Origin of the sequence: Xanthomonas sp. WHRI 8393, assembly GCF_040203315.1 — a bacterium.
In the GTDB taxonomy this organism is placed as follows: domain Bacteria; phylum Pseudomonadota; class Gammaproteobacteria; order Xanthomonadales; family Xanthomonadaceae; genus Xanthomonas; species Xanthomonas arboricola.
In genome coordinates, this window is record NZ_JBEGGL010000009.1 from 89,192 (window position 1) to 113,193 (window position 24,002).

At 65.3% G+C, this 24,002-nt stretch carries 20 protein-coding genes; 15 read left to right on the plus strand and 5 right to left on the minus strand.

The window, feature by feature from the left end; all coding sequences use genetic code 11:
• Nucleotides 1-85: 85 nt before the first annotated feature.
• Nucleotides 86-1,342 carry a 6-phosphofructokinase gene (locus ABQ137_RS19955; protein WP_349783424.1) on the minus strand — a complete coding sequence of 419 codons (1,257 nt, stop codon included), beginning with the start codon at nt 1,340-1,342 and terminating at the stop codon, nt 86-88.
• A 157-nt stretch (nt 1,343-1,499) separates the two neighbouring features.
• On the opposite strand from ABQ137_RS19955, the gene ABQ137_RS19960 reads away from it, so the two are divergent.
• The 4 genes from ABQ137_RS19960 to ABQ137_RS19975 all read left to right on the plus strand — a co-directional run bounded on the left by ABQ137_RS19960 (nt 1,500) and on the right by ABQ137_RS19975 (nt 5,399).
• The gene (locus ABQ137_RS19960) at nt 1,500-2,063 is read left to right on the plus strand and encodes an adenylate kinase (protein ID WP_024940086.1); all 564 of its coding nucleotides are present in this window, start codon (nt 1,500-1,502) and stop codon (nt 2,061-2,063) included.
• Between the two features lie 341 nt (nt 2,064-2,404).
• Complete coding sequence (gene mpl / locus ABQ137_RS19965; RefSeq protein ID WP_181097640.1) at nt 2,405-3,775, plus strand: UDP-N-acetylmuramate:L-alanyl-gamma-D-glutamyl-meso-diaminopimelate ligase; 1,371 nt, start codon at nt 2,405-2,407, stop codon at nt 3,773-3,775.
• A complete protein-coding gene (locus ABQ137_RS19970) occupies nt 3,772-4,368 on the plus strand; it encodes an LON peptidase substrate-binding domain-containing protein (protein ID WP_024940084.1) in 597 nt (198 codons plus the stop codon). Before mpl ends, ABQ137_RS19970 begins: the two co-directional genes overlap by 4 nt.
• 146 nt (nt 4,369-4,514) lie before the next feature.
• A complete protein-coding gene (locus tag ABQ137_RS19975; RefSeq protein WP_024938088.1) occupies nt 4,515-5,399 on the plus strand; it encodes a bestrophin family protein in 885 nt (294 codons plus the stop codon).
• Nucleotides 5,400-5,799: 400 nt separating this feature from the next.
• On the opposite strand, the gene ABQ137_RS19980 is transcribed toward ABQ137_RS19975, so the two are convergent.
• Nucleotides 5,800-7,887 (minus strand): bifunctional DedA family/phosphatase PAP2 family protein, encoded by a 2,088-nt coding sequence (locus tag ABQ137_RS19980; protein WP_349777936.1) that lies wholly within the window; start codon nt 7,885-7,887, stop codon nt 5,800-5,802.
• A gap of 159 nt (nt 7,888-8,046) precedes the next feature.
• Here ABQ137_RS19980 and ABQ137_RS19985 point away from each other — a divergent pair, with 159 nt between their 5' ends.
• From ABQ137_RS19985 to ABQ137_RS20000, 4 genes are all read left to right on the plus strand, one after another.
• Complete coding sequence (locus ABQ137_RS19985) at nt 8,047-8,706, plus strand: serine/threonine-protein kinase (RefSeq protein ID WP_016903010.1); 660 nt, start codon at nt 8,047-8,049, stop codon at nt 8,704-8,706.
• A 208-nt stretch (nt 8,707-8,914) separates the two neighbouring features.
• Nucleotides 8,915-9,730 carry an SDR family oxidoreductase gene (locus ABQ137_RS19990; RefSeq protein WP_102255919.1) on the plus strand — a complete coding sequence of 272 codons (816 nt, stop codon included), beginning with the start codon at nt 8,915-8,917 and terminating at the stop codon, nt 9,728-9,730.
• A gap of 218 nt (nt 9,731-9,948) precedes the next feature.
• A complete protein-coding gene (locus ABQ137_RS19995; protein ID WP_503021257.1) occupies nt 9,949-10,923 on the plus strand; it encodes a YiiG family protein in 975 nt (324 codons plus the stop codon).
• Between the two features lie 107 nt (nt 10,924-11,030).
• Entirely contained in the window at nt 11,031-11,972 is a 942-nt protein-coding gene (locus ABQ137_RS20000; protein WP_104575490.1) for a YiiG family protein, read from the plus strand.
• A gap of 537 nt (nt 11,973-12,509) precedes the next feature.
• Here the strand turns inward: ABQ137_RS20000 and ABQ137_RS20005 are convergent.
• Nucleotides 12,510-13,382, minus strand: a complete 873-nt coding sequence (locus ABQ137_RS20005; RefSeq protein WP_024938093.1) for an ion transporter — start codon at nt 13,380-13,382, stop codon at nt 12,510-12,512.
• A 72-nt stretch (nt 13,383-13,454) separates the two neighbouring features.
• Here ABQ137_RS20005 and ABQ137_RS20010 point away from each other — a divergent pair, with 72 nt between their 5' ends.
• On the plus strand, nt 13,455-14,681 hold the full coding sequence (locus ABQ137_RS20010; protein ID WP_349783425.1) for an acetylornithine transaminase: 1,227 nt from the start codon (nt 13,455-13,457) through the stop codon (nt 14,679-14,681).
• 225 nt (nt 14,682-14,906) lie between these two features.
• Here ABQ137_RS20010 and ABQ137_RS20015 read toward each other — a convergent pair whose 3' ends face one another.
• Complete coding sequence (locus ABQ137_RS20015; protein ID WP_349783426.1) at nt 14,907-15,524, minus strand: HAD-IA family hydrolase; 618 nt, start codon at nt 15,522-15,524, stop codon at nt 14,907-14,909.
• Nucleotides 15,525-15,821: 297 nt separating this feature from the next.
• On the opposite strand from ABQ137_RS20015, the gene ABQ137_RS20020 reads away from it, so the two are divergent.
• From ABQ137_RS20020 to azu, 6 genes are all read left to right on the plus strand, one after another.
• Complete coding sequence (locus ABQ137_RS20020) at nt 15,822-18,104, plus strand: TonB-dependent receptor (protein ID WP_180968642.1); 2,283 nt, start codon at nt 15,822-15,824, stop codon at nt 18,102-18,104.
• An 89-nt stretch (nt 18,105-18,193) separates the two neighbouring features.
• Nucleotides 18,194-19,801 carry a flavin monoamine oxidase family protein gene (locus tag ABQ137_RS20025; RefSeq protein ID WP_349783430.1) on the plus strand — a complete coding sequence of 536 codons (1,608 nt, stop codon included), beginning with the start codon at nt 18,194-18,196 and terminating at the stop codon, nt 19,799-19,801.
• On the plus strand, nt 19,798-20,223 hold the full coding sequence (locus ABQ137_RS20030) for a c-type cytochrome (RefSeq protein ID WP_024938098.1): 426 nt from the start codon (nt 19,798-19,800) through the stop codon (nt 20,221-20,223). Before ABQ137_RS20025 ends, ABQ137_RS20030 begins: the two co-directional genes overlap by 4 nt.
• 31 nt (nt 20,224-20,254) lie before the next feature.
• The gene (locus ABQ137_RS20035) at nt 20,255-20,758 is read left to right on the plus strand and encodes a RidA family protein (RefSeq protein WP_065032805.1); all 504 of its coding nucleotides are present in this window, start codon (nt 20,255-20,257) and stop codon (nt 20,756-20,758) included.
• A 30-nt stretch (nt 20,759-20,788) separates the two neighbouring features.
• Nucleotides 20,789-21,991 (plus strand): pyridoxal phosphate-dependent aminotransferase, encoded by a 1,203-nt coding sequence (locus ABQ137_RS20040; RefSeq protein WP_065032804.1) that lies wholly within the window; start codon nt 20,789-20,791, stop codon nt 21,989-21,991.
• 91 nt (nt 21,992-22,082) lie between these two features.
• A complete protein-coding gene (azu, locus tag ABQ137_RS20045; protein ID WP_016903022.1) occupies nt 22,083-22,532 on the plus strand; it encodes an azurin in 450 nt (149 codons plus the stop codon).
• A gap of 224 nt (nt 22,533-22,756) precedes the next feature.
• Here azu and ABQ137_RS20050 read toward each other — a convergent pair whose 3' ends face one another.
• Nucleotides 22,757-23,947: an FAD-dependent monooxygenase gene (locus tag ABQ137_RS20050; protein WP_349783431.1), complete on the minus strand. Its 1,191-nt coding sequence runs from the start codon at nt 23,945-23,947 to the stop codon at nt 22,757-22,759.
• Between the last annotated feature and the right edge of the window lie 55 nt (nt 23,948-24,002).

Below are 24,002 nucleotides of genomic sequence, written 5' to 3' on the forward strand. Positions count from 1 at the left end.
ACAGCCGGAATCGGTTGCATTCCTGCGTCGCCGAGGCGCCGGCGATGCCGCCGGCGCCCCGGCTTCCGGTCGCCCACGTCGACGTTCATCCCGCCCACGTCGGCAGTTTTTTCGCCACCGCCACATTCTTCAACGTCACATATTTCGGCAACCCATCGCTGCCGTAGGCCAGCGGCGCTTCGCCCTTGATCAACGGGGCGAAGTAGCGGCGGGCGCGCTCGGTGATGCCGAAGCCGTCCTTGCGCAGGAAGCTGGGCGGCATCTTCTTTTCGTGGTTGGCCACCTTGTGCAGCGGGGCCGGCACGATCTTCCAGCGGTATGGCGCGTCGCTGACGCGTTCGATCACCGGGATCACCGCGTTCATGCCCTTGAGCGCGTATTGCACCGCGGCCTTGCCGACGGCCTGTGCCTGCTCCCAGTCGGTCTTGGAGGCCAGATGGCGTGCGGAACGCTGCAGGTAATCGGGCAGGGTCCAGTGCACCTTGTAGCCGAGTTCCTGCTTGACCTGCGCGGCCAGGAACGAAGCCACGCCGCCCAGTTGCGCATGGCCGAACGAGTCGGCCGCGCCGCCCGCGTCGGCGACGAAGCTGCCGTGTGCGTCCTGAATGCCTTCGCTTGCGACCACCACACACCAACCGACCTTTTCCACCACCTGCTTGACCTTGGCCAGAAACGCGGCCTGGTCGTAGGCCCGCTCGGGCAGCAGGATGATCTGCGGTGCGTCGTCCGGGCCCTGGCCGGCCAGGCCTGCGGCAGCGGCCAACCAGCCGGCGTGGCGTCCCATCGCCTCGTAGATGAAGACCTTGGTCGAGGTGTCGGCCATGGCGGCGACATCCAGTGCCGCCTCGCGCACCGACACCGCGGTGTATTTGGCCGCCGAGCCGAAGCCGGGGCAGGTATCGGTCACCGCCAGATCGTTGTCGATGGTCTTGGGCACGCCGATGCAGTGCAGCGGGTAGCCATAGGCCTTGGCCAGCTGCGAGACCTTCCAGGCGGTATCGGCCGAGTCGTTGCCGCCGTTGTAGAGGAACCAGCGCACGTCATGCGCACGCAGCACATCGAGCAGCCGTTGGTACTTGGCGCTGTCTTCTTCCAGCGATTTGAGCTTGTAGCGGCACGAGCCAAACGCGCCACCCGGGGTCTGCGCCAGTGCGGCGATCGTGGCGGCGGACTCCTTTGACGTGTCGATCAGCTCCTCGCGCAATGCGCCCAGGATGCCGTTGCGTGCGGCCAGCACCTTGATCTTGCGTGCGCGCGCCTCGGTGATCACGCCGGCGGCGGTGGCGTTGATGACGGCAGTGACGCCGCCGGATTGGGCATACAACAAGTTGCCAGTAGACATAGGGGGACGGGCTCCTCGATGGGACATGGCGCAGGGGACAGTGCCGGGACATTCCCCGGATGCGGTAAGCTGCACGACCATACGGTCAGCGCTGGCGAAGACCTGAGTCTAACGCCGCCAACCGCAACGCGTTTTTATTCGAAAGTGGAGTCCACTGATGCGATTGGTTCTGTTGGGACCGCCCGGTTCGGGCAAGGGCACCCAGGCGACACGTCTCAAAGACAAGTTTGAGATCCCGCATATTTCCACCGGCGATCTGCTGCGCGCCGAAGTGGCCGCCGGCTCGCCGCTGGGCCTGAAGGCCAAGGAAGTGATGGCACGCGGTGATCTGGTCTCCGACGAGATCCTGCTCGGCATGCTGGAGGCGCGGCTCGGTCAGGCCGATGTCGCCAAGGGTTTCATCCTTGACGGCTATCCGCGCAACGTGGCGCAGGCCAATGCGCTGGACGACCTGCTCGGCAAGATCGGTCAGCCGCTGGATGCGGTGGTGCAGCTGGATGTGGCCAGCGAATTGCTGGTCGAGCGCATCGCCGGCCGCGCCAAGGCCGAGGGCCGCGAGGACGACAATCCCGAGTCGGTGCGCAAGCGCCTGCAGGTCTATACCGACTCCACGGCACCGGTGATCGGTTTCTACGAACAGCGCGGCAAGCTGGCACGCGTTGACGGCGTGGGCTCGCTGGATGAAGTGCTGGAACGTATCGGCACCGCGCTCGGTCGCTGAGACGGTTCGGGCCGGGCAGTGCGCCCGGTCCATCCGCCGCGCTGGAATCCGTCGCGGCTTGCGTAACGCATTGATTGCGCAAAAGAAAAACCCCGGACGTACAAGACGCCCGGGGCAGAATAACGCCAGCAATGAGCTTGCTCAGAGCTCCACAGCATGAGCTCCCTGGGGATTTGGCCTCTTGGGGAGTAGGACCAAAGGGGTGCTGCGGCTGGCGTTCAGCATAGTGATGGATGTGACGCAGTTCGCATATCGGGAAATTCCCGACAGTACGGTAGGTCTTTCCTGACACTGCGCTGGCAGCGAGGCGGAATGGCCGGCAACTCCGGCGATCGGCGACAATGCGCCCCATGACCAAACTCCACATCCTCGGCATCGCCGGGACCTTCATGGGCGGTGTCGCCGCCCTTGCGCGCGAGCTGGGCTGGCAGGTAGAGGGCAGCGACCAGGCCATCTATCCGCCGATGTCCACCCAGTTGGAAACCCTCGGCATCGCGCTGGCACAAGGCTACGCGCCGTCCAATATTTCGGCCGATGCCAGCGACGTCGTCATCGGCAATGCCCTGTCGCGCGGCAACCCGGCGGTCGAAGCAGTGCTCGATGCCGGCCGTCGCTACAGCTCCGGTGCGCAATGGCTGGCCGAGCAGGTGTTGCCGGGCCGCGACACCCTGGCCGTCGCCGGCACCCACGGCAAGACCACCACCACCACCATCCTGAGCTATCTGCTGGAAGCCGCCGGGCGCGCGCCGGGCTTTCTGATCGGTGGTGTGGCCGAAGACTTCGGGGTGTCGGCGCGGCTGGGCCAGGGACGCGAATTCGTGGTGGAAGCCGACGAATACGACACCGCGTTCTTCGACAAGCGCAGCAAGTTCGTGCATTACCGGCCGCTGGTGGCGATCCTCAACAACCTCGAGTACGACCACGCCGACATCTTTCCGGACGTGGCCGCGATCCAGCGCCAGTTCCATCATCTGGTGCGTACGGTGCCGGCGCGCGGGCGGCTGATCGTCAACGGCGAGGATGCGCGCCTGGCCGAGGTGTTGGCGATGGGCTGCTGGACGCCGGTGGAGCGCTTCGGTTTCGATGCCTCTCTCGAGTGGAGCGCACGCTTGATCGCCGCCGACGGCAGTGCGTTCGCGGTGCTGCAGCGTGGGGTGGAGATCGGCCAGGTGCAGTGGCCGCTGGTCGGGCGGCATAACGTGCTCAATGGATTGGCGGCACTGGCCGCCGTGCATGCGGTAGGCGTGGATCCGGCAACGGTGATGCCGGCGCTGGCGCGCTTTCAAAGTGTCAAACGGCGCTTGGAGCGGTTGGGGCAGGCACGCGAGATCACCGTATACGACGACTTCGCCCATCACCCCACCGCGATTGCGACGACCTTGCAAGGCCTGCGTGCGAAGGTCGGCGCGGCGCGCGTGCTGGTGGCAATGGAGCCGCGCAGCAATTCGATGCGGCTGGGCGCACATGCGCAGGCATTGGCACCATCGTTGCGCGATGCCGATGCGGTGGTGTTTCTGCATCGCCCCGAACTGGCCTGGGACGCCGCACCGATCATCGCGCAGGTGCGCGGTGACGCGCACGTGGCGCATGACGTGGAGGCATTGCTGCAGACACTGGGCGCGATCGCGCAGCCGGGCGACCATGTGGTGTTCATGTCCAATGGCGGTTTCGATGGCGCGCCGCGTCGCTTCCTGGCGCAATTGTCCTCATGACCGGCCTCACGACCACCGCCGACACCAGCGCCTTGCCGCTGTTTCCGCTGCACAACGTGCTGTTGCCGGGTGCGGCAATGGGTTTGCGCGTGTTCGAGCGCCGCTATCTGGACCTGGTGCGCGAGAGCGGCCGCGCCGGCAGCAGCTTCGGTGTGTGCCTGATCCTGGATGGCAGCGAAGTCGGCGTGCCGGCAACACCGGCTGCGTTCGGCACCGAGGTGCGTATCGAGGATTTCGATGTCGGTGCCGACGGCGTGTTGGTGCTGCGCCTGCGTGGCACGCGTCGCTTCCGTGTGCAGCGCTCGCGCATCCGCGACAACGGGTTGGTGGTTGGCGAGGTGAGTTGGTGCGAGCCCGACAGCGATGACGAACTGCGGCCCGAGCATGGCCTGCTGGCGACCGTGCTCGAGCGCATGCTCGAACAGGTCGGCGGCCAATTCGCCTCTGCCGGGCCGGAACTGCTGGACCAGGCGGCATGGGTCGGCTGGCGCCTGGCCGAACTGCTGCCGCTGACCGAGCAGCAGCGTCTGTCGCTGTTGCAGCTGGACGATCCGCATCGGCGCCTGGACCAGTTGCTGGCCTGGATGCCGTGACGCGGTGAACCAAGCGCGCGCGTAACCCGTCACCGCGCTTGCACCCCTGCAACGGCACACTCGCCACGCTTGAGTGCGCTCACGATGGCATCCATGCAGTGGATGCGCGCATGGGCGTCACCCGTTTTCGATCCACGGAGTGTGCCTTGATCATCGATGTCAAACCGCGTGTGGCGGATGTGTTCAGTCAGGTCTGGCGGACCCTGGCGGTGTTGTTCGTGTGGGACGTGTTGATCACGATCATCTACTACGTGCTGCCGTTCCGCGCGCCCGCATTGCCGTTGACCATCTTCGGCTCGGCGCTGGCGTTGTTCCTGGGCTTTCGCGCCAACTCGACCTATCAACGCTGGTGGGAAGGGCGTGTGCTGTGGGGCCAGATGATCAATGCATCGCGCAATCTGGTCCGCCTGAGCGTCAGCATCCTGTCCGCGCCGGAAGCGGCAGCACTGGGCCGCACCATCGCGCTGCGCCAGATCGCCTACGTCAATGCGTTGCGCTGCCAATTGCGGCGGCTGCCGGTGGCGATGGCGCTGGAGCCGCGTCTGCATGCCGACGAAGTGGCCGCGGTGATCACGCGCACCAATGTCGCCAATGGCCTGCTCGACACCACCGGGCGCAGCGTCGAGCAGGCGCGTCGCGATGGCTGGATCGACAGCATTCAACAAGCCAGTGTCGAGCGCATCCTGGTGGATATCGCCAACGCGCAGGGCGGCATGGAACGGCTGAAGAATACGCCGTTGCCGTATCAATACCGCTTCTATCCCAACCTGTTCACGCGGCTGTTCTGCGTGCTGCTGCCGATCGGCCTGGTGGAGACGCTGCAATATGCGACGCCGGTGGGGTCGACGGTGGCAGGTCTGATGTTCCTGGCAGTACTCAAGATCGGCGACGAACTGGTCGACCCGTTCGCCAATGCCATCCACGACCTGCCGCTGGACAGCATGTGCCGGACGGTGGAAATCGACGCGCTGCAGGCCATCGGCGAACAGGCGCCCGAGCCGATGCAGCCGGTGGATGGCGTGCTGTGGTGAGTGCATCGCGCCTGCATCAATGCGGTTTGTGCGTATCCAGACGGCGTTGAGGCGCAGGCTCTCGGTCAGCTCGAGAGCTGATCGAATGCTGCGGATGCGTCGGTTGTAGGGCGGCTGATCTGCAGACTGGCTGCAGGGGGCCTTGCCCGCGTACCGTCACGGGACACGCTGCAAATCCGTCCATGTAGGTTCTTGCGCGGACGCGGCATCCATGCCGCGTAAGGTCCCGCGAGCGGTGAGGCAACGCGCACTCGACCAACCAGGCTGTTGAGCTGAACATTCGGCCGCATCCACGCGACGCGAGCGCGTTGCCGCCATCGGTACAGCGTTCAAGAAGTTCTCCTGGCGGCTCCTGTCTACAGAAGTGCGCGTTCGCCGACCGCTGCTGCTGCCAGATTGATCAAGGACGCTGTCGTGACGGATCCGATGCAGCCGGATCGGACGCGGTGGTTTCCGTTTGTGGTGCAGCGCTGTCTTTGTCCTCTCGCTGCAGCGCATTTGTCGACGTGCTGTCGATCAATATCACTGGGACCTGCGAGCGCCGACGCTGTTCGACGCGATGCGGCAATGGGCCGAGTGCTTCACGTAATGCGCTTAGCGCCGGGTCGACCCCACGCAGCGGATACCACAGGCCGATCAGGCTGAAGTGGCGGCTGTAGCGCAGCGTCTGCGTGCTGCCCACCCACAATGGTTGCGCGCCGGGCTGCAGGCGTGCGGCCGCCGGCCACAGGCGCAACACATGCACATGGCCGGGCCCGGCGTGACGCACCATCAGCAGCGCTTCGACCTGCGTGTCCAGCGTGGCCGGCAGGATCGGCACCTCGTCCGGGCGGCCGCCGACATCCAGCAGATGCAGCGCCTGCTCCCAGCCGGCTTGTGGCTGCATGCGCCACCCGCGTGCTTCCAGCTGGCGCTGCAGCGGTGCCAGCGGGCCGGCCAGTTGCACGTCCAGCGGCCAGCGCTGGTCGTCGTCGAATTCGTTGCGGCGTGCCGGCAGCAGGCGCCACTGGCCATCCCACCAGTCGCTGGCGGGCAACTCCATCAGCAACGGTGGCGGCGGTTCGAACCTGGCCAGCTTGGTGCCCAGGTTGCGCGGTGCGAACACGATCGCGCAGGTCAGGAACACGCCGTAAAAGATCCACGAGACCGGCTTGACCCAGAACGCACGGGTGGCACGACGGCGATAGGCGATGCCCAGCACCAGCAGCCAGAAGATGCCGAACAGCATGCCGCCGACCACGTCGCTGAGCCAGTGCGCGCCCAGATACAGGCGGGCGAAACCGATCAGCGACACGATCGCGCCACTGACCAGGTACGGCCATACCCGGCGCCGGCCCGGCAGCTCGCGCGCGATCAGCAGCGCGAAGAAGCCAAAGCCGATCGTGGCCATGGTGACCGCCACCGACGGAAACCCGAAACCGCTGCTGGCCGCCGGCGGGCGCACCACCTGCACGGTGGCGCCCAGCAGTTGCGTCAACGCCAGGCCGAAGGCCAGTGCAATCACCCAATGCGCCACCGCCATCCAGCGGCGCCGCCAGGCCAGATAGCCCATTGCCGCCGCGATCGCCGGCAGCAGCACTTGCCAGTCGCCCAGCGAGGCCAGCGCCACCATCGGGTAGTCGGCCAGCGGGTTGCGCAGCGCCAGCATCAGATCGTGCACGGCCAGGTCCACGCGCAGCGGCTCACCGTGCGCCAGCACCACCATCAGCAACACGAACCAGCCCCAGCCCAGCAGCAACAGCATCAACGCCATCATCGCCAGCGGTACCGACTCGCGACGGCGCGGGTCGAACACGCTCACCGACCAGTTGCCCAGCACCGGATGCCGATGCGACCACTCCAGCAGGCGCGCCAGCAAGGCGTCCAGGTGGCCGGCCGACCAGCGGTACGAGTACAGCACCATCGCCCAGGCCAGGCCGATCACTGCGGCCAGCAAGGCGACCACCACGAACAGGCGGCCGGCGACTGCAGCCACCGCGTCGTAGGCAGTGCCCAGCACCCAGCCGGGCACCAGGAACAGCAGCGCCCACGAGATGCAGGCCAGGCCGCTGGCGATCAGATAGCGCTTGAACGGCATGTGCGACATGCCGGCGATGGCCGGCACGAACGGCCGCACCGCGCCCACGTAACGCGCGATCAGGATGCTCTTGAAGGCATTGCGCCGGAACAGTAGCTCGCCGCGCTCCAGCAGTTGCGGGTAGCGGCGAAACGGCCAGTAGGTGTGCAACTGGTGGCCCCAACGATGGCCGACCCAGAAACTGAGCGCATCGCCGATGAAGGCGCCCAGGGTGGCACAGGCCACCGCATACGGCCCGTTGATCTGACCCAGCCCGATCAGCACACCGATGGCGAACAGCAACGGCAGCGCCGGCACGATGGCGCCAAGCACGATCACCGCATCGGAAAATGCGATGGCAAAGATCACCACGCCAGCCAGGGTGGGGTGGTGTCCGATCCACTCCAGCGTGGCGTCGATCCATGAATTCATCCGGCGATTATAGGTGGGCATGGCGACGAGGTGACTTGCGCCCTCGTCACATCGCCCGGTCCGCTTCACCTCAGGTTGCGGGCTGGCAACGCCGCACGCCGCAGTGACATGCAGGTAACGCACGCTGTGGCGATGCGGGCGCCCCGCCTACAATGGGGGATGAGTGACGAACCCGCCGGCAACCTGCCGCTGAAGTCCGATACCTTCGGGCGCATCCTGTTGATCCGCGACGCCGATCGCCTGTTCGTGCGGCGCGACCTGAGCGCGGCGCCATGGCTGCTGCGCGGGGTGGCCTGGTGGCTGGCGCGGCGCGAAGCCCTGGCGCTGCGCCAGCTCGATGGCCTGGCGCGGACACCGCGTCTGTTGCACTGGGACGGACGCCATCTGGACCGCAGCTATCTGGCCGGCGACGCGATGTACCAGCGCCCGCCGCGCGGCGATCTGGCCTACTTCCGCCGTGCGCGCAGGTTGTTGCAGCAGTTGCACCGCCGCGGGGTGGCACACAACGATCTGGCCAAGGAAGCCAACTGGCTGGTGCAGGACGACGGCAGCCCGGCGGTGATCGATTTCCAGCTGGCGGTACGCGGCAATCCGCGCGCGCCCTGGATGCGTCTGCTTGCACGCGAAGACCTGCGGCACCTGCTCAAGCACAAGCGCATGTACTGCCCGGCCGCGATCACCCCGGTGGAACGTCGCGTGCTCAAGCGCACCTCCTGGGTCCGCAAGCTGTGGTTCGCCACCGGCAAGCCGGTCTACCGCTTCGTGACCCGCCGCGTGCTGCATTGGGAAGACAACGAGGGGCGGGGGCCGAGGCCCTGAGGGGCGGGGATTGGTTATTGGGGATTGGGGATTCGTAAAAGCGTATGGCTTGGGCCTGCGGGTTGGTCGATGCATGTGGGGGAGGCGATACGCTTTTGCGAATCCCGAATCCCGCACCGTTCTTGCTCGGGTTGTAAGCTTTTGCGAATCCCCAATCCCCAATCCCCAATCCCCAATCCCCAATCCCCAATCCCCAATCCCCAATCCCATGACCCTAAACGGCAAAACCCTCTTCATCACCGGTGCCTCGCGCGGGATCGGCCTGGCGATTGCGTTGCGGGCGGCGCGGGATGGGGCCAATGTGGCGATCGCGGCTAAATCGGCAGTGGCCAATCCCAAGTTGCCCGGCACCATCCACAGCGCGGCCGCGGCGGTGACTGCGGCCGGTGGGCAGGCGCTGGCGCTCAAGTGCGATATCCGCGACGAAGCGCAGGTGCGTGCCGCGGTGGCCGCCACGGTCGATGCGTTTGGCGGCATCGATATCCTGGTCAACAACGCCAGTGCGATCTGGTTGCGTGGCGCGTTGGAGACGCCGATGAAGCGCTTCGACCTGATGCAGCAGGTCAACGCGCGCGGCAGTTTTCTGTGCGCACAAGCGTGCCTGCCGCATCTGTTGCAGGCGCCCAATCCGCACATCCTCACGCTGGCGCCGCCACCGTCCTTGAACCCGGCGTGGTGGGGCGCGCATACCGGCTACACGCTGGCCAAGATGGGTATGAGCCTGGTGACGCTGGGGCTGGCAGCCGAGTTCGGCCCGCAAGGCGTGGCGATCAATGCGCTATGGCCGCGCACGGTGATCGCCACCGATGCGATCAACATGATCGATGGCGTGGACGCAGCCGCGTGTCGACGGCCGGAGATCATGGCCGACGCGGCACATGCGGTGCTGACGCGCGAGGCGGCCGGATTTCATGGCCAGTTCCTGATCGACGACCAAGTGCTGGCCGAGGCCGGCATCACCGATCTGAGCGGTTACGCGGTCGACCCGTCGCGCGCGTTATTGCCGGACCTGTTTCTCGACTGAGCGCAGCGAACGGCACGCGCGCGCAGCCGGCCTGATACGGGTACGCCGTCAGCGGCGCATGCGGCCAGCGCGATCCGAAAAAATCGATGCGGCGGACCAGCGGCCGCGCCCCCGCGTGCAAGCCAGGCAGTAGGCGCCCGGGCGTGAGCACAGGGAGTTCACAGTCGTGTTTGCTATCGTGCGCGGCTGAAACCGTTTCCAACAAGGATGTACAGCGCGTGTCTTCGATGTTCCGTGTAGTCGTTTTGGCGGCGTCCGTGTCCGTCCTGGTGGCCGCTTGCGGCGGCAAGTCGCCGCCGCCTGCAACCGATGCCAAGACGAGTGAAAAACAACCGGACTCCCTGCAGGGCGTGACCGCAAAGCTTGGCGCCTACATCGACTGCTTCAACCGCATCGATGCGAAGGTGCACGCCGGCGCCAGGCAATACACCGGCTGGATGCAGGACCCGTTCGCCGGCCCGACCGGTCACGAATCCGGCATGACCGGTCCGTACGATATCGACGCCTACGACATGAAGCAGTGCGATGCGCCGGTCAGCGCGGCCGTTGTGGCGAACCCGTCGCTGCCTGCATTGGACAAGGCAGCGCGCGACTACCGCGCGGCGTTGAAGGCGCTGCAGCCGATCAGTCACGCGGTAGCCGACTACTACACGCGTCAGGACTACGAAGACGACCAGTTCGCCAAGGGCAAGCAGCTGCACCCGGAGCTGATGAAGGTGCTGGCCACCTATGCCGATGCCAGTACCGCCTTCAGCGCCGAACTGGACACGCAAAACGACGCGGCGCAACGCGAAAAACTCAAGATGCTGGAGCAGGGCGAGGGCCGCACGCGCGAATACTATCGGCTGGCGATGATGCTCGACGCCAAGGAGATCGCCGATGCGCTGGAACAGGAGCAGTTCGACGTGCCACGGGTCAATACGCTGCTGGACGGCTTCAACCGTCTCTCCGACGAGGCGCATGCCAAGGTGGCCGATCAGGAGCCGGGCAGGCTGGACTGGAACAGCTTCGAGACCGCTGCGGAAACCTTCCGCAGACAAGCCAAGGCGCGGGTGAAACGCGTGGTCGAACGAACGCCCTACAGCAAGATGGAACAGGGCTGGCTGGATAACCCCTCGCTGGCGCCGGAGGGTTCGCCACGCAAGTTGCTCAACACGTACAACGCGCTGGTGTTCGAAAGCAATCGTCAGTAATTGCCGTGCTGCACCCGCCGCGCGCGTACCGAGGGTGCGCCGCGCCAGATGTCATTCGGCCGCACGCTGCGGCAGCCACCTCGTTCAACCCATCACTGGAACCCAAGATGACCCTTCGACTTCGTTATGCGCCGCTCACCGCGGCGATGGCTTTCGCCGCGCTGCTTGCCGGCTGCCAGAAAGACGCACCTGCCGCCGCAGTGGAAGGCGCCGACAAGATCAATGCCTACATCACGTGCTTCAATGGCGTTGAGCAGCCGATCCACGAGAGCTACCAGCAATACATCGAGTGGATGCAGGACCCCGAGGCTGGCCCGACCGGCAAGGAAAGCGGCATCCATGCACCGGGCACGGTGCTGTCGCATCACGTGGACGAATGTGGTGCGCCGATGACTGCGGCGCTGGCGCAAACGCCGGCCAACCCCGAGCTCGATCCGGTGGCCAAGACCTATCAGGAACGGTTCACCGCACTCAACGAGCGTATCGGCGAAGCGGTGCGCTACTACGACCGCGAGGATTATCTGCGCGACGACGGCAAGGGCATGAAGGCGCTGCACGCGCCGTTGATGCAGGCCTATCATGCGTTCTTCGAAGCCGGCGAAGCCATGAATGCCGCACTCGAACGTAACGAAGACATGCGTCGCCAGGCGCAGATCGATGCGATCGAAAAGGAAGAAGGTCGCAGCGCCTCCTGGTATCACCTGAAGATCATCGGCGAAGGCAAGCAACTGGTGCAGGTGCTCGACAGCGACACGCCGGATCTTGCCGCAGCGCAGTCCCAGCTCGCGCGTTACCAAGGCATTCTGGAAGAGGCGCAGAAAGCCAAGATCGGCCAGGGCGATGCGATGTGGGGCCACATGGAACGCTCTGCCGACAAGCTGGCGCGCGAGTCGGGACGACTGGTCGAACGTATCCGCACCAAGACGCCACTGAACAAGAGCGAGCAGATGCTGCTGGAAAGCGGTTCGATGCCGCCGGGCGGCACCCGCCAGGCCGTGCTGGCCAGCTACAACGATCTGATCGACATGAGCAACCGTATGTCGCATTGATGCTGTGCAGGCATTCCTGTCGCGTTGTGTAAGCCGATCGCGCACTGCTTTTACCGTGCACACCGATCATCTCGACAGGTCCTTGCCCGCCCATCGTCGCGGGACCTTACGCAGCATGGATGCCGCGTAAGAGCCTACAAGGACGTACTTGCGGCGTGTCCTGCGATGGTGGGCGGGCAAGGGCCCCGCAGCCAAGCAACAGATCATTCGTTCTACGAATGATCCATCAGCACTATCCAGGTCCATCGAAACACACCACATAAAGAAGTCGAGACCTGGAAGCGTGACCGTGTTTAGGCGCGATCAGCTGCTGAGATCAAAAGTTCGGCGAGTCGACGGCGCGATGCCTCCACCGCTTGCCGGACATGCCGTGAATCCGTGCCAGCAGGCTCCGTAGCGGCATCCTTGCCGCCAAGGGTTCCGAAATCGATAAGACCACCGCACATGTCAGCCTTGTGGTGTGCCGATGGGAACGCAAAGCCGGCTGCCTCCGCTTCTCGGAGGGCGCAGGCGTTGCGTCGCGTCGGCAGCACCGCGTCAGCCGTTGGAGATCTCCGGCAGCGGCTCGGCACACTGGCGGCAATAGCGTGCGTCGGGCGCGTGGCCTTCCAGCCCGCAACGTGGGCAATTGCGCGCATCGCGCTTGCCGGTGTGGCCACCTTCGCGCAGCGTGCTGGCCAGCTCGGCGGTGTAGATGCCGGTGGGCACGGCGATGATGCTGTAGCCGATCAGGATCAGGGCCGAGGTGATGAAGCGGCCCAGCGTGGTCTGCGGCACCAGGTCGCCAAACCCCACCGTGGCCATGGTCACGATGGCCCAGTACATGCTGGTCGGGATGCTGGTGAACCCATGTTGGGGGCCTTCGATCACATACATCGTGGCGCCGGCGATCACGGTGATGGTGAGCACGCTGAACAGGAACACCAGCACCTTGCGCCGGCTGCGCCACAGCGCGTCCACCAGTTGCCCGCTTTCTTCGATGTAGCGGGTGAGCTTGAGGATGCGGAACAGGCGCAGGATGCGCAGCACACGCACCACCAGCAGCGTCTGCGCACCGGGCACGAAGAACGACAGATAGCTGGGCAGAATCGAGAGCAGATCGATCACGCCCCACACGCTCAATGCGTAATGCAGCGGGCGCCGCACCACCGCCAGGCGTAACGCGTATTCGACGGTGAACAGGACCGTGAACGCCCATTCCAGCGGCACCAGCCAGTGCGCCGAATGCGAATGGATGCGCGGCACGCTGTCGATCATGATCACCACCACGCTGGTGAGGATCGCCACCACCAGCATCAGGTCGAAATTGCGCGATGGGCGGGTGTCGTGCCGGTAGATGATGTCGAACCATTGCCGGCGCCAGCCGTGGTCGGTGGCGGGAGTGAGCTGGGGATCGGAGAAGGGGCGCATCCGTGCATTGTGCCGCAGGCCGGCGAATGCGCGAGAATGCGCGTTCTCCCTCCGCTTCTGTGACCCACCATCATGAGCACCGCTGCCGATTCGCCCCTGTCCCTCGCGCATTACTACCTGCCGGTGTATCGCCCGCGCCAGGTGGTGCTGGAGCGTGGCCAGGGCAGTCGCGTGTGGGACGACCAGGGCCGCGCGTATGTGGACCTGTCCGCCGGTATTGCGGTCAGCGGGCTGGGCCACAACGATCCGGACCTGATGGCTGCGCTGACCGAGCAGGCCGGCAAGCTGTGGCACACCAGCAATGTGTTCTTCAGTGCGCCGCCGCTGAAGCTGGCCGAAGAGCTGGTCACCGCCTCGCGCTTCGCGCACAAGGTGTTCCTGTGCAATTCGGGTACCGAGGCCAACGAAGCGGCGATCAAACTGGTGCGCAAGTGGGCCAGCACTCAGGGCCGCCCGGCCGACAAGCGCGTGATCGTGACCTTCCGCGGCAGCTTCCATGGGCGCACCCTGGCGGCGGTCACCGCAACCGCGCAGCCCAAGTATCAGGAAGGCTACGAGCCGCTGCCCGGCGGGTTTCGCTATGTGGACTTCAACGATGTCGCCGCGCTGGAAGCGGCTATGGCCGCGGGCGATGTGGCCGCGGTGATGGTCGAGCCGATCCAGGGCGAGGGCGGGGTGATGCCGGCGGCGCCGGGTTTCCTGAGCCGCGTGCGTGCGCTATGCGACCAGCACGATGCACTGCTGGTGCTGGACGAGATCCAGTGCGGCATGGGCCGGACCGGCACGCTGTTCGCGCATTGGCAGGAGCAGGTGACGCCGGACATCGTGACGCTGGCCAAGGCGTTGGGTGGCGGCTTCCCGATCGGCGCGATGCTGGCCGGCCCCAAGGTGGCCGAAACCATGCAGTTCGGCGCGCACGGCACCACCTTCGGCGGCAACCCGCTGGCCGCGGCGGTGGCGCGCGTGGCGCTGCGCAAGCTGGCCTCGCCGCAGATCGCCGAGAACGTAGCGCGTCAGTCGGCGGCGCTGCGCGCCGGCCTGGAGGCGCTCAACACCGAGTTCGGCCTGTTCGCACAGATCCGCGGGCGTGGCCTGATGCTGGGCGCGGTGCTGGCGCCGGCGCATGCCGGGCAGGCCGGGGCGATCCTGGATTTTGCCGCCAAGCATGGCCTGCTGTTGCTGCAGGCCGGGCCGGATGTGTTGCGCTTCGTGCCGGCACTGAATCTGACCGATGCCGAGCTGGCCGATGGGTTGGAACGCCTGCACCTTGCCATTGCCGAGTACGTGGCGCAGAAGTGATGGAGTCCTGCGCGTCTGCGCCGTCGTGGCAGGTGCCGCGCCGGTAAGTGCGGTGGGGTAAGCGGCGCGGGTCGTTGCGTTTCTTCGAGGCGTTCAACGCTGCGATCAGCGTCTTGCGTCACCCTTGAGGGTGATCAGTGTTTCGTGATGCTCAACGATTCCCGATTCCCGATTCCCGATTCCCGATTCCCGATTCCCCAATCCCCAATCCCCAATCCCGGCTCTTCACCCCAGCCCATACCGTTTCAACACCCGCCGCAACGCCCGCGCATCGCGCACCGTGTCCGCATGCAGGCCGGCGGCACGCGCGCCGCGGACGTTGACGAATAGATCGTCGACAAACAACGTATGCGCAGCACTAGCATCCAGTTGTGCAAGCGCGCGCTGATACACCTGCACATCGGGCTTGCGGCCGCCGAGTGCGCCGCTGCACAGCACGCGGCCCTGCACTAGCGGAAACAGCGGCGGCACGATCCGCTCAATCGCTTCCGCCATCAATGGCCCGTTGTTAGTGAGCACCGCCACCGCGGTGGTTGCCGCCACCGCCAGCACCTGCGTCAGCACCGCCGGGTCGGCGCGGCATGCCGCCACGCGTGCGGCGATCCAGGTGGCGCGATCGATCGTGCAGCCAAGGCCGTCGCTGAGCTGGGCCAGATAGGCCGGCGTGTCGATCACCCCGGCGTCGTAGGCGCGCTCCAGGCCCTGCTCGAACAACACCTGTTGCACACGCTGCGGCGTGCACGCCGCCGCATTGGCAAGTGCCGCCACACGGCGCGGCCGCGAATAGCTGGCCAGCACGCCGTCGAAATCGAGCAGTAACAGGGACGGTGCTGCAGGCGGCATGGGCGGACTCGGGATGTGGCGGGGCAGCGTTGTCGATTCGCCACGGGATGGCAAGCGTGCAAGACCTGATATGTCCGGATCCACGCAGGTGGGTAGTGATGGTACCCATTCAGATCGTTGAATTCGGCAGCAACCTACCCACCCGCGCCGCCCCTACCCTCCGCGCGGCGCTTGCGGTGGAACTGTGCTGGGTATGGTCGATGCATGCCGCATCCGCGGTGTCAGCCGGTCTTGGGGAGCGGGCCCGGTCACTCAGCACGTCACACCATCCAGGGGGTCGATTGCATGCGCAAGCGCTTGAACACCGATCAACTGGCGGCGTCGGTCGCCGCCATTCTCACCACTGCCACGCGTGGTCGCACGCTGGCTTCGATGACCTTGGTGCTGGCTGGTGCACACAGCCTGCCCGTCCTGGCACAGGAAGCGCGCACGCTGGACGCGGTCAGCGTGGTCGGTACCGGCTCCACGCGCACCACGGCTTCCATCTCCGTTGCCGAGATCCAGGCCCAGGTGCCCGGCGTGGCACCGCAGCAGTTGCTGGCGAGCCTGCCCGGCGTGAATGTGCAGACCACCGATCCATTCGGGCTGTACGAGTTCGGCGACTCGATGACCATCCGCGGCTTTTCCGCCAACCAGATCGGCGTGACCCTGGACGGCATCCCGATCGAAACCTTCGACACCCGCGAAGGCGGCCCGATCACCCGCTACGTGTCCAGCGAGAACCTGCTCGACGTCACCGTGTCGGCCGGCTCCGGCGATGTCACCCAGCCGTCGTACCACGCGCTCGGCGGTGCGATCCGCTACACCAGCCTGCCCCCGAAAGGCGGCGACAGCTGGAGCGGCAATCTCACCCAGACCATCGGCTCGGACGATCTGGTACGCAGCTTCGTGCGGCTGGATACGCCGGACTGGTGGGAAGGCGGCCCCAGCGCCTATCTGTCTGCCTCGCGCACGCAGGGCGGGGTGTGGGACATGGAACCGGCCACGCAGAAGAGCGATCACTTCGAAGCCAAGATCCGCCAGGCCTGGGACGTGGGCCACCTGACCCTGGGCTGGATCTACAACAACCGCAAGGACTACGACGTGCAGTCGTACAACTCCGACGGCTCGGTGGCGTGGGATCTGCACGAACGCATCACCGGCAATCCGGAAGTGGATGCCGAGCATTACAGCGAATGGCAGAACGGTCGCCGCGACTCGCTGCTCAGCCTGCACGGCGATTTCCTGTTCAACGATGCGATCGGTTTCACCTTCACCGGCTACTACGAGAACAAGCATGGTTACGGCGTCGGCGGCACGCCGCCGAGCACGGCCACTGGCCTGTACAACGATGCCATCGCCGGTACGCCAGGGCGCACCGACATCGCCATCAACGACCCGCAGATCGTCGATGCCAACGGCAATGTCACCCGCGTCGGTGCGATGACGCGGCGCGAGGAAATCATGGGCGGCGATCGCTACGGCGTGACCACCGCGGTGTCGTGGGAGACCGAGCACAACAAGCTCGAAGTCGGTGCGTGGTACGAGAACTACGACTTCGACCAGGTGCGCCCGCTGTACAACCTGGACCCGGCCACAGGCGCACTGCTCAAGGGCTCGCTGCCGATCGTCATCTACTACGACAACCACTTCTCCACCGAGGTGAAGCAGCTCTACATCAAGGACACGCTGCGCCTGCTCGATGACCGGCTCACCATGGAGTTCGGTGCCAAGGGACTGGATGTCAAACGCGACTACAACGGCATCGCCAATCTCGATGACTTCAATGTCGGTGTGCGCCGCGATGTCACCATCAAGAACAGCGACTGGTTCCAGCCGCAGGTCGGCGCTAGCTTCCAGCTCGCCGACGGCGTGCAGGTATTCGCCAACTACGCGGAGAACTTCAGCTCGGCGCCGCGGCTGGCGTTGACCTCGGGCGCATTCAATCCGGATATCGCGCCGGAGGAATCGACCAATATCGATATCGGCATCCGCGCCGAATCCAGCCAGTGGAGCGGCTACGTCGCTGCCTACAAGATCGATTACGAGAACCGCATCATCGCGCTGACCGACCCGGACCCATTGGTGGTCGCACCCACGATCTACGCCAACGTCGGCGACGTGCAGACCTATGGTGCGGAAGTGTCCGGCATGTGGAAGCCGGCACCGGGCTGGCGGCTGGGAGCGTCGCTGACCTGGAACAAATCCGAGTTCCAGGACAACTATTTCGGCCCGGTCAGCGGCAACCTGGTGCAGGTGGAAGGCAACGAAGTGCCGGACTCGCCCAAGGTGATGTTCAGCCTCAACGGCGGTTGGGAAGGCGAGCATTTCTTCGCCAACCTCGACACCAAATACACCGGCAAGCGCTACGGCGACACGCTCAATACCGACCAGGTGGATGCCACCTTCATCGTCAACGGCAGCCTCGGCTATCAGGGCGAGGATGCCGGGTTCCTGGCCGGTGGGCGGCTGCAGTTGTCGGTCTACAACCTGTTCGACAAGGACGATGCGATCGGTGCGGTGTTCCCGAACGAAAGTTCCGGCTCGTACCAGTTGATCGCACCGCGCCAGCTGTTCGCCAGTCTGTCCTACAAGTTCTGAGGCGGTGATGCGGCCGGCGTCACTGCCGGCCGCGTCATGCGTTTTTTGTCAGTCGCACTCGTTCCATGACATGCAAGGACTACGCGTTGATGCAAGGCAATCATTCTGGGGCGATGACGCGGCGGCAACTGCTGGCGCGCATCGGCATGACCGCTGGCGGCGCATTGATGTACCAGGCGATGAGCAGCCTGGGCATGGCCGCCGAATCAAATTTCAAAGGGCCGCTACAACTGGATGGCGACCCGAAGGGCGCCTCGGTGCTGATTCTGGGGGCGGGGCTGGCCGGCATGGCTGCGGCCTTCGAACTGCGCAAGGCGGGGTACCGCGTGCAGGTGCTGGAATACAACGACCGCCCCGGTGGGCGTAACTGGACGCTGCGCGGCGGCGACCGTTATACCGAACTCGGCGGGGCGACCCAGCATTGCCAGTTCGACGACGGGCTGTACCTCAATCCGGGGCCGTGGCGCATTCCGCATCACCACAAGGCGGTGCTGAGTTACTGCAAGCAATTCGGTGTGGCCCTGGAGACATTCAACCAGGTCAACTACAACGCGCTGTTGCACAGCCAGCAAGGCTTTGGCGGCAAACCGCAGCGCTTTCGCGCCATCGATGCCGATTACAAGGGCCACGTGTCCGAGCTGCTGGCCAAGTGCACGCAGCAGCAGGCGCTGGACAAGAGCGTGAGCCGTGAAGACCAGGAGGTGCTGTTGGAGTCCTTGCGCACCTGGGGCGCGCTCGACCACAAGTTCGGCTACGTCAAAGGCAAGGACAGCAGCGAGCGGCGCGGCTTTGCGCGGTATCCCGGCGGCGGCCTGTCGGGCAAGCCGGAGTTCTCCGATCCCTTCAGCGTGCAGGACGTGTTGCGCTCGCGTCTGTGGACCACGTTGGCGGCCGGCAACAACTACGAAATGCAGACCACCATGTTCCAGCCGGTGGGCGGCATGGACCAGATCGGCGAGGCGTTCGCGAAGCAGCTTGGCGATGCCATCACCTACAACGCCAAGGTCACCAGGATCGATCAGGACGACAACGGCGTGCGTGTGTCCTGGCAGGATGCCGCGCACGGCGGCGAAGAACGCATCGCCAGCGCCGATTGGTGCATCTGCACGATTCCGCTGTCGGTGCTCAGTCGTATTCCGGTCACCGCCGGCGACGCGATGACCACCGCGATCGGCCAGGTGCCGTACGCGGCATCGGTGAAGGTGGGCCTGCAGTTCAAGCGCCGCTTCTGGGAAGAGGACGAGGCCATCTACGGCGGCATCAGCTATACCGATCTGCCGATCACCTTGATCAGCTATCCCAGCACCAACTATCACAGCCCCGGCAAGGGCGTGCTGCTCGGTGCCTACGTGTGGGGACTGGACGCCTACCAGTTCACCTCGATGCCCCCGGAGCAGCGTGTGCGCAAGGCGGTCGAATACGGCACGCAGTTGCATCCGCAGTATCCACGCGAGTTCGAGAACGGCATTTCGGTCGGTTGGCACCGTGTGCCGTTCACGCATGGCTGTTTCGGCATGTGGAGCGAGCAGGCGCGTGCCGAGCACTACACGCCGCTGTGCCAGATCGACGGGCGCCTGGCGCTGGCCGGTGAACACGTCTCCTATATTCCGGCCTGGCAGGAGGGCGCGATCTTGTCCGCGCACGATGTCGTCGGCCGTCTGCATCGCAAAGTGCTGGCCGGAGGAGGTCGCGCATGAGTCTGTTACCACGATTGGCCGCGGCCAGCTTCGTCGTTGCGATGGCTGCCTTGCTGGTGCCGCCGGGCGTATACGATGCGCAGGCGCAGAGTTCCGATGCCACCCAGCTGTTCCCGCAGCAGGGCTTTGCCAAGGCATCCGGCCAGGATGTCTACCAGGCGATCTGCCAGGGCTGCCACATGCCGGCCGGGCGCGGCGCGCAAGGTGCCGGCGAATACCCGGCGCTTGCCGGCAATCCCAAGCTGGCCGCCGGACCCTACGTCACCATGATGGTGCTCGACGGCCACGCCGGCATGCCCGGCTTCGGCGAGATGCTCAACGACCGCCAGGTGGCCGAAGTGGCAAGTTATGTGCGCACGCACTTCGGCAACGATTACGCCGAGCGCGTCACCGTCGACGACGTCAAATCGTTGCGCCACTGATTCCCCCTTCTCTCTCATGCAAGGAGTTGCCATGTCCCGTCCAGTGACAGCCGTCCTCACTGCCGCACTGTTTTGGTCTGCGGGTCTCACCGCTGCGCACGCCGCCGAGGTGATCCGCCACAAGATTCCCAACAGCGATTTCCCCATCGCTGCCGCCGTGGAAATTCCTGCCGGCAAGGCCACTGTCTATGTCAGCGGCAAGGTGCCGGCGGTGGTGGATGCCAGTGCGCCCAAGGATTCGGCTGCCGCCTATGGCGACACCAAGGCGCAGACGGTGAGCGTGTTGAACCAGATCAAGCAGCAACTCGCAGCGCTCGGCCTGGGGATGGGCGATGTAGTGAAGATGCAGGTGTTTCTGGTCGGCGATCCGGCCATGGGCGGCAAGATGGATTTCAACGGATTCATGGAGGGTTACCGCCAGTTCTTCGGCACCAAGGAGCAGCCCAACTTGCCGGCACGCTCGGCCTTCCAGATCGCCGCGCTCGGCAATCCGCTGTATCGGGTGGAAATCGAAGTGGTCGCCGTTCGTCCCTGAAACCGTCGTGCCGTCCTGCTGGAGGTTGTCATGAAAACTGCTCTTTCGCGCCGCATGTTTCTGCGCGATTCCGCGCTGTTTGCCGGCGCTGCCGGTGCGAGTGCGCTGCCGCTGCTGGCCAGCGCCGCCGAACGTTCCGCCGCCGTCGCGCCGACACCGGCCAGTGCGCTGTCGCCGGTGATGATCGGCTCCAACGAGTTTCCCGATGGCCCGTCGGCGGCCGCGGTCAAGGCCATCGCACAGATCGCACCGCAAGGCGGACGCTACCTGCGCGATGTGCAGAGGGAACTGATGGATACCCTGGCCGCCGAGCTCAAGCTGCCGGTCGATCACCTGATGGCCTACGCCGGCTCCACCGAGCCGCTGGACTACACGATGCTGGCGTTCACCTCGCCCAGCGCCGCGCTGGTCACCGCCGATCCCACCTACGAATCCGGCTGGCGCGCCGCCACCCGCAATGGCGCAAACCTGATCAAGGTGCCGTTGCGAAAGGACTTCTCGCACGATGTGCAGGCGATGTGCGCCGCCGACGCCAGCGCTGGCGTGATCTACATCTGCAATCCCAACAATCCCACCGGCTCGGTCACTGCGCGCAAGGATCTGGACTACGCATTGGCGCACAAGCCCAAGGGCAGCGTGCTGGTGGTGGACGAGGCCTATATCCACTTTGCGCAGAGCACCAGCAGCGTGGTCGACATGGTCGCCGCGGGCGAGGACGTGGTGGTGTTGCGCACCTTCTCCAAGCTCTACGGCATGGCCGGCATTCGCCTCGGCTATGCGGCCGCGCGCCCGGACCTGCTGGCCAAGCTGATGTTCTACAGCGTCAACAGCCTGCCGGTGACCGCCGCCGCCGCAGGCCTGGCCAGCCTGCGCGATCCCGCACTGGTGCCGCAGCGACGCGCGCGCACCGCGGCCACACGCAAGGACGTGATGGAGTTTCTCGCCAAACAGGGCTACGCCTGCACCGCCTCGGAGAGCAACTGCTTCATGGTCGATGTGAAGCGCCCGGCCACCGGCTTCAAGGACGACATGGCCACCCATGGCGTGTTCATCGGACGCAGCTGGCCGGTATGGCCGACCTGGTCGCGCATCACCGTCGGCACCGACGCGGAGATGGCACGCTTCAAGCAGGCCTTCGTGCAGGTGATCGCCGGCAAGCGCGGCCCGTTGCCGCTGCCGGACGCTACGGCCGCTGTGCATGATCCGATGGATGCTTTTTTCCGTTACGCATGAGGCGTTACTCTGGCACCACCGGCGCATGCGAACGCGCTGGTGTGGCCAGGCGCGCTGGGCGTCGCGCATCCCTTAACGCAGGAGTGTTCCCTTGAAAGTGTTTTCGACATTTGCCGTGCTTGGTCTGGTGCTGCTGGCGCCTTCGGCATGGGCGCGTACCTGCGCCGTCACCATCACCGGCAACGATCAGATGAAGTTCGACCAGAGCGCGATCAAGCTGGCGCCCGACTGCACGCAGGTGGACCTCACGCTCAAGCACTCCGGCAAGATGGCCGCCACGGTGATGGGGCACAACTGGGTGCTGACCAAGTCCGCCGACTTCCAGGCAGTGGCCAATGCCGGCATACGCTCCACCATTGCCGACAGCTATCTGCCCAAGGCCGACGCGCGCGTGATCGCGCACACCAAGGTGATCGGCGGCGGCGACAGCACCACGGTGAGCTTTCCCACCAGCAAGTTGAGCAAGGGCGGCGATTACACCTTCTTCTGCTCGTTCCCCGGCCATTGGGCGATGATGAAGGGCACGCTGAGTTTCGGTTGAGCTGTCACGTGCCGCAGGTGTGCGTGGCCGCGGCAGGAGTGAAGTGTGAGGGAGCTGGCACGCGGTCACGCCGCGTGCTCCAGGGCGATCGCGACCGGAGTGGGCGGCGGCGCCAACCAGCGTCGTGGACGCTGCTTCTGGTTTCGGCGTTGGCGCATCAGCGTCTTTCGCCGAACGCGATGTAGTCTGCGTTTTTAACGGGCTTTCCCGGTCAATCGGTTGATCTACTCGTAGCTTGGCAAGGCGATGGCATTGGCGTCCCGTGCAAAATGGTTGTTGATGAACGACCTGAGTGCGGGCCGGCTGGCCAGGCGGATGGCATTGCGCAGCACGGCCAGGCCGAAGCGGGTATGCGGCCACAGCAGGCGCGGAACCAGCTTGGGAATGTTCTGCCCCTGTTTGACGAAGGGGCGCATGATGCGTTCGTAGTGAGCGAAGGCGGTTGCCGGCGTGTCCGACCTGGCAAGCTCCCCGGCAAGGACGTAGGCACCCACGATCGCAAGCGTGGTGCCGATGCCGGACAGTGCGGTCGGGCACCATGCCGCATCGCCGGTCAGGACCACCCGACCGTTGGACCAGCGGTCCATGCGTACCTGGCGCAGCACATCGAAGTAGAAATCGTCGACGTCCGTCATCGCATCCAGGATGCGCGGAAACTCCCAGCCCAGCGCAGAGAACTGCGCACGAATGAAGGTGCGCTGCTGCGCCACGCTCCAGCTGTTCTCGTGACCGGGTCGCTTCTGGATGCCAAGATAGACTCCCAACTTGCCGTCGCGTGCAGGTTTCACCACCGCTCCCCGACCACCCAGCGTGTTGTATTGCCGCGCATAGACGCCGTCACTGGCGATCTGCGGAATGCTGAAGTAGGCAATCGTCAGGTCCATCCAGCGCGGCCGATTTTCTTCAGGGAAAACCAGCTCCCTGGTGTGCGAGCCGACGCCCTCGGCGATCACTACAAGTGCATAGGTTTCCTGATGGCCGCCGGCAAAGGTGACCTGGACGCCGCCGTCGTGCTGCTCAATGTGTTCGATGCTGTCATCGAAGCGGAAGCGCACTCCTTGCGCCGCTGCGGCCTCGTAGATGATCCGGGCAATATCGCCGCGGCGGATTTCCATCTCCGCAGTCGGGCCGCCGTCGGTGTCGGAGTGCGCCGCTTCGAAGCGGCCGATCATGTGATTGTCTTCGGTGACCCAATCGGTGCCGCGCTCCCGGGTGCTGCGTTCGAGCAGCAACGCCTCCAGGCCCATCCGGCGCAGCACGTCTCGCGCGGTGCCGCGCACGTCCACGTTCTGTCCGCCGTCGCGGAACGCCGGCGCGCGCTCCACGACTTCAACATCGCGGCCATACCTGGCAAGCCACCAGGCCGTGGTGGTGCCGGCAACGCTGGCGCCCGTGACAAGGATGCGAGCAGCCATGCTGTGAGCTCCCGATAAAAATACATCATACATGATGTATTTTTATCGACGGAAG

What these genes read in the sequence shown, in the direction of transcription:
- ABQ137_RS19990 (WP_102255919.1), top strand. Translation starts at nt 8,915, where the DNA reads ATGACCCTAAACGGCAAAACCCTCTTCATCACCGGTGCCTCGCGCGGG.
- ABQ137_RS19970 (WP_024940084.1), top strand. Translation starts at nt 3,772, where the DNA reads ATGACCGGCCTCACGACCACCGCCGACACCAGCGCCTTGCCGCTGTTT.
- ABQ137_RS20010 (WP_349783425.1), top strand. Translation starts at nt 13,455, where the DNA reads ATGAGCACCGCTGCCGATTCGCCCCTGTCCCTCGCGCATTACTACCTG.
- ABQ137_RS20000 (WP_104575490.1), top strand. Translation starts at nt 11,031, where the DNA reads ATGACCCTTCGACTTCGTTATGCGCCGCTCACCGCGGCGATGGCTTTC.
- ABQ137_RS19985 (WP_016903010.1), top strand. Translation starts at nt 8,047, where the DNA reads ATGAGTGACGAACCCGCCGGCAACCTGCCGCTGAAGTCCGATACCTTC.
- ABQ137_RS19955 (WP_349783424.1), bottom strand. Translation starts at nt 1,342, where the DNA reads ATGTCTACTGGCAACTTGTTGTATGCCCAATCCGGCGGCGTCACTGCC.
- ABQ137_RS19960 (WP_024940086.1), top strand. Translation starts at nt 1,500, where the DNA reads ATGCGATTGGTTCTGTTGGGACCGCCCGGTTCGGGCAAGGGCACCCAG.
- ABQ137_RS20040 (WP_065032804.1), top strand. Translation starts at nt 20,789, where the DNA reads ATGAAAACTGCTCTTTCGCGCCGCATGTTTCTGCGCGATTCCGCGCTG.
- ABQ137_RS20005 (WP_024938093.1), bottom strand. Translation starts at nt 13,382, where the DNA reads ATGCGCCCCTTCTCCGATCCCCAGCTCACTCCCGCCACCGACCACGGC.
- ABQ137_RS20030 (WP_024938098.1), top strand. Translation starts at nt 19,798, where the DNA reads ATGAGTCTGTTACCACGATTGGCCGCGGCCAGCTTCGTCGTTGCGATG.
- ABQ137_RS20035 (WP_065032805.1), top strand. Translation starts at nt 20,255, where the DNA reads ATGTCCCGTCCAGTGACAGCCGTCCTCACTGCCGCACTGTTTTGGTCT.
- ABQ137_RS20015 (WP_349783426.1), bottom strand. Translation starts at nt 15,524, where the DNA reads ATGCCGCCTGCAGCACCGTCCCTGTTACTGCTCGATTTCGACGGCGTG.
- ABQ137_RS20050 (WP_349783431.1), bottom strand. Translation starts at nt 23,947, where the DNA reads ATGGCTGCTCGCATCCTTGTCACGGGCGCCAGCGTTGCCGGCACCACC.
- ABQ137_RS19980 (WP_349777936.1), bottom strand. Translation starts at nt 7,887, where the DNA reads ATGAATTCATGGATCGACGCCACGCTGGAGTGGATCGGACACCACCCC.
- mpl (WP_181097640.1), top strand. Translation starts at nt 2,405, where the DNA reads ATGCGCCCCATGACCAAACTCCACATCCTCGGCATCGCCGGGACCTTC.
- ABQ137_RS20025 (WP_349783430.1), top strand. Translation starts at nt 18,194, where the DNA reads ATGCAAGGCAATCATTCTGGGGCGATGACGCGGCGGCAACTGCTGGCG.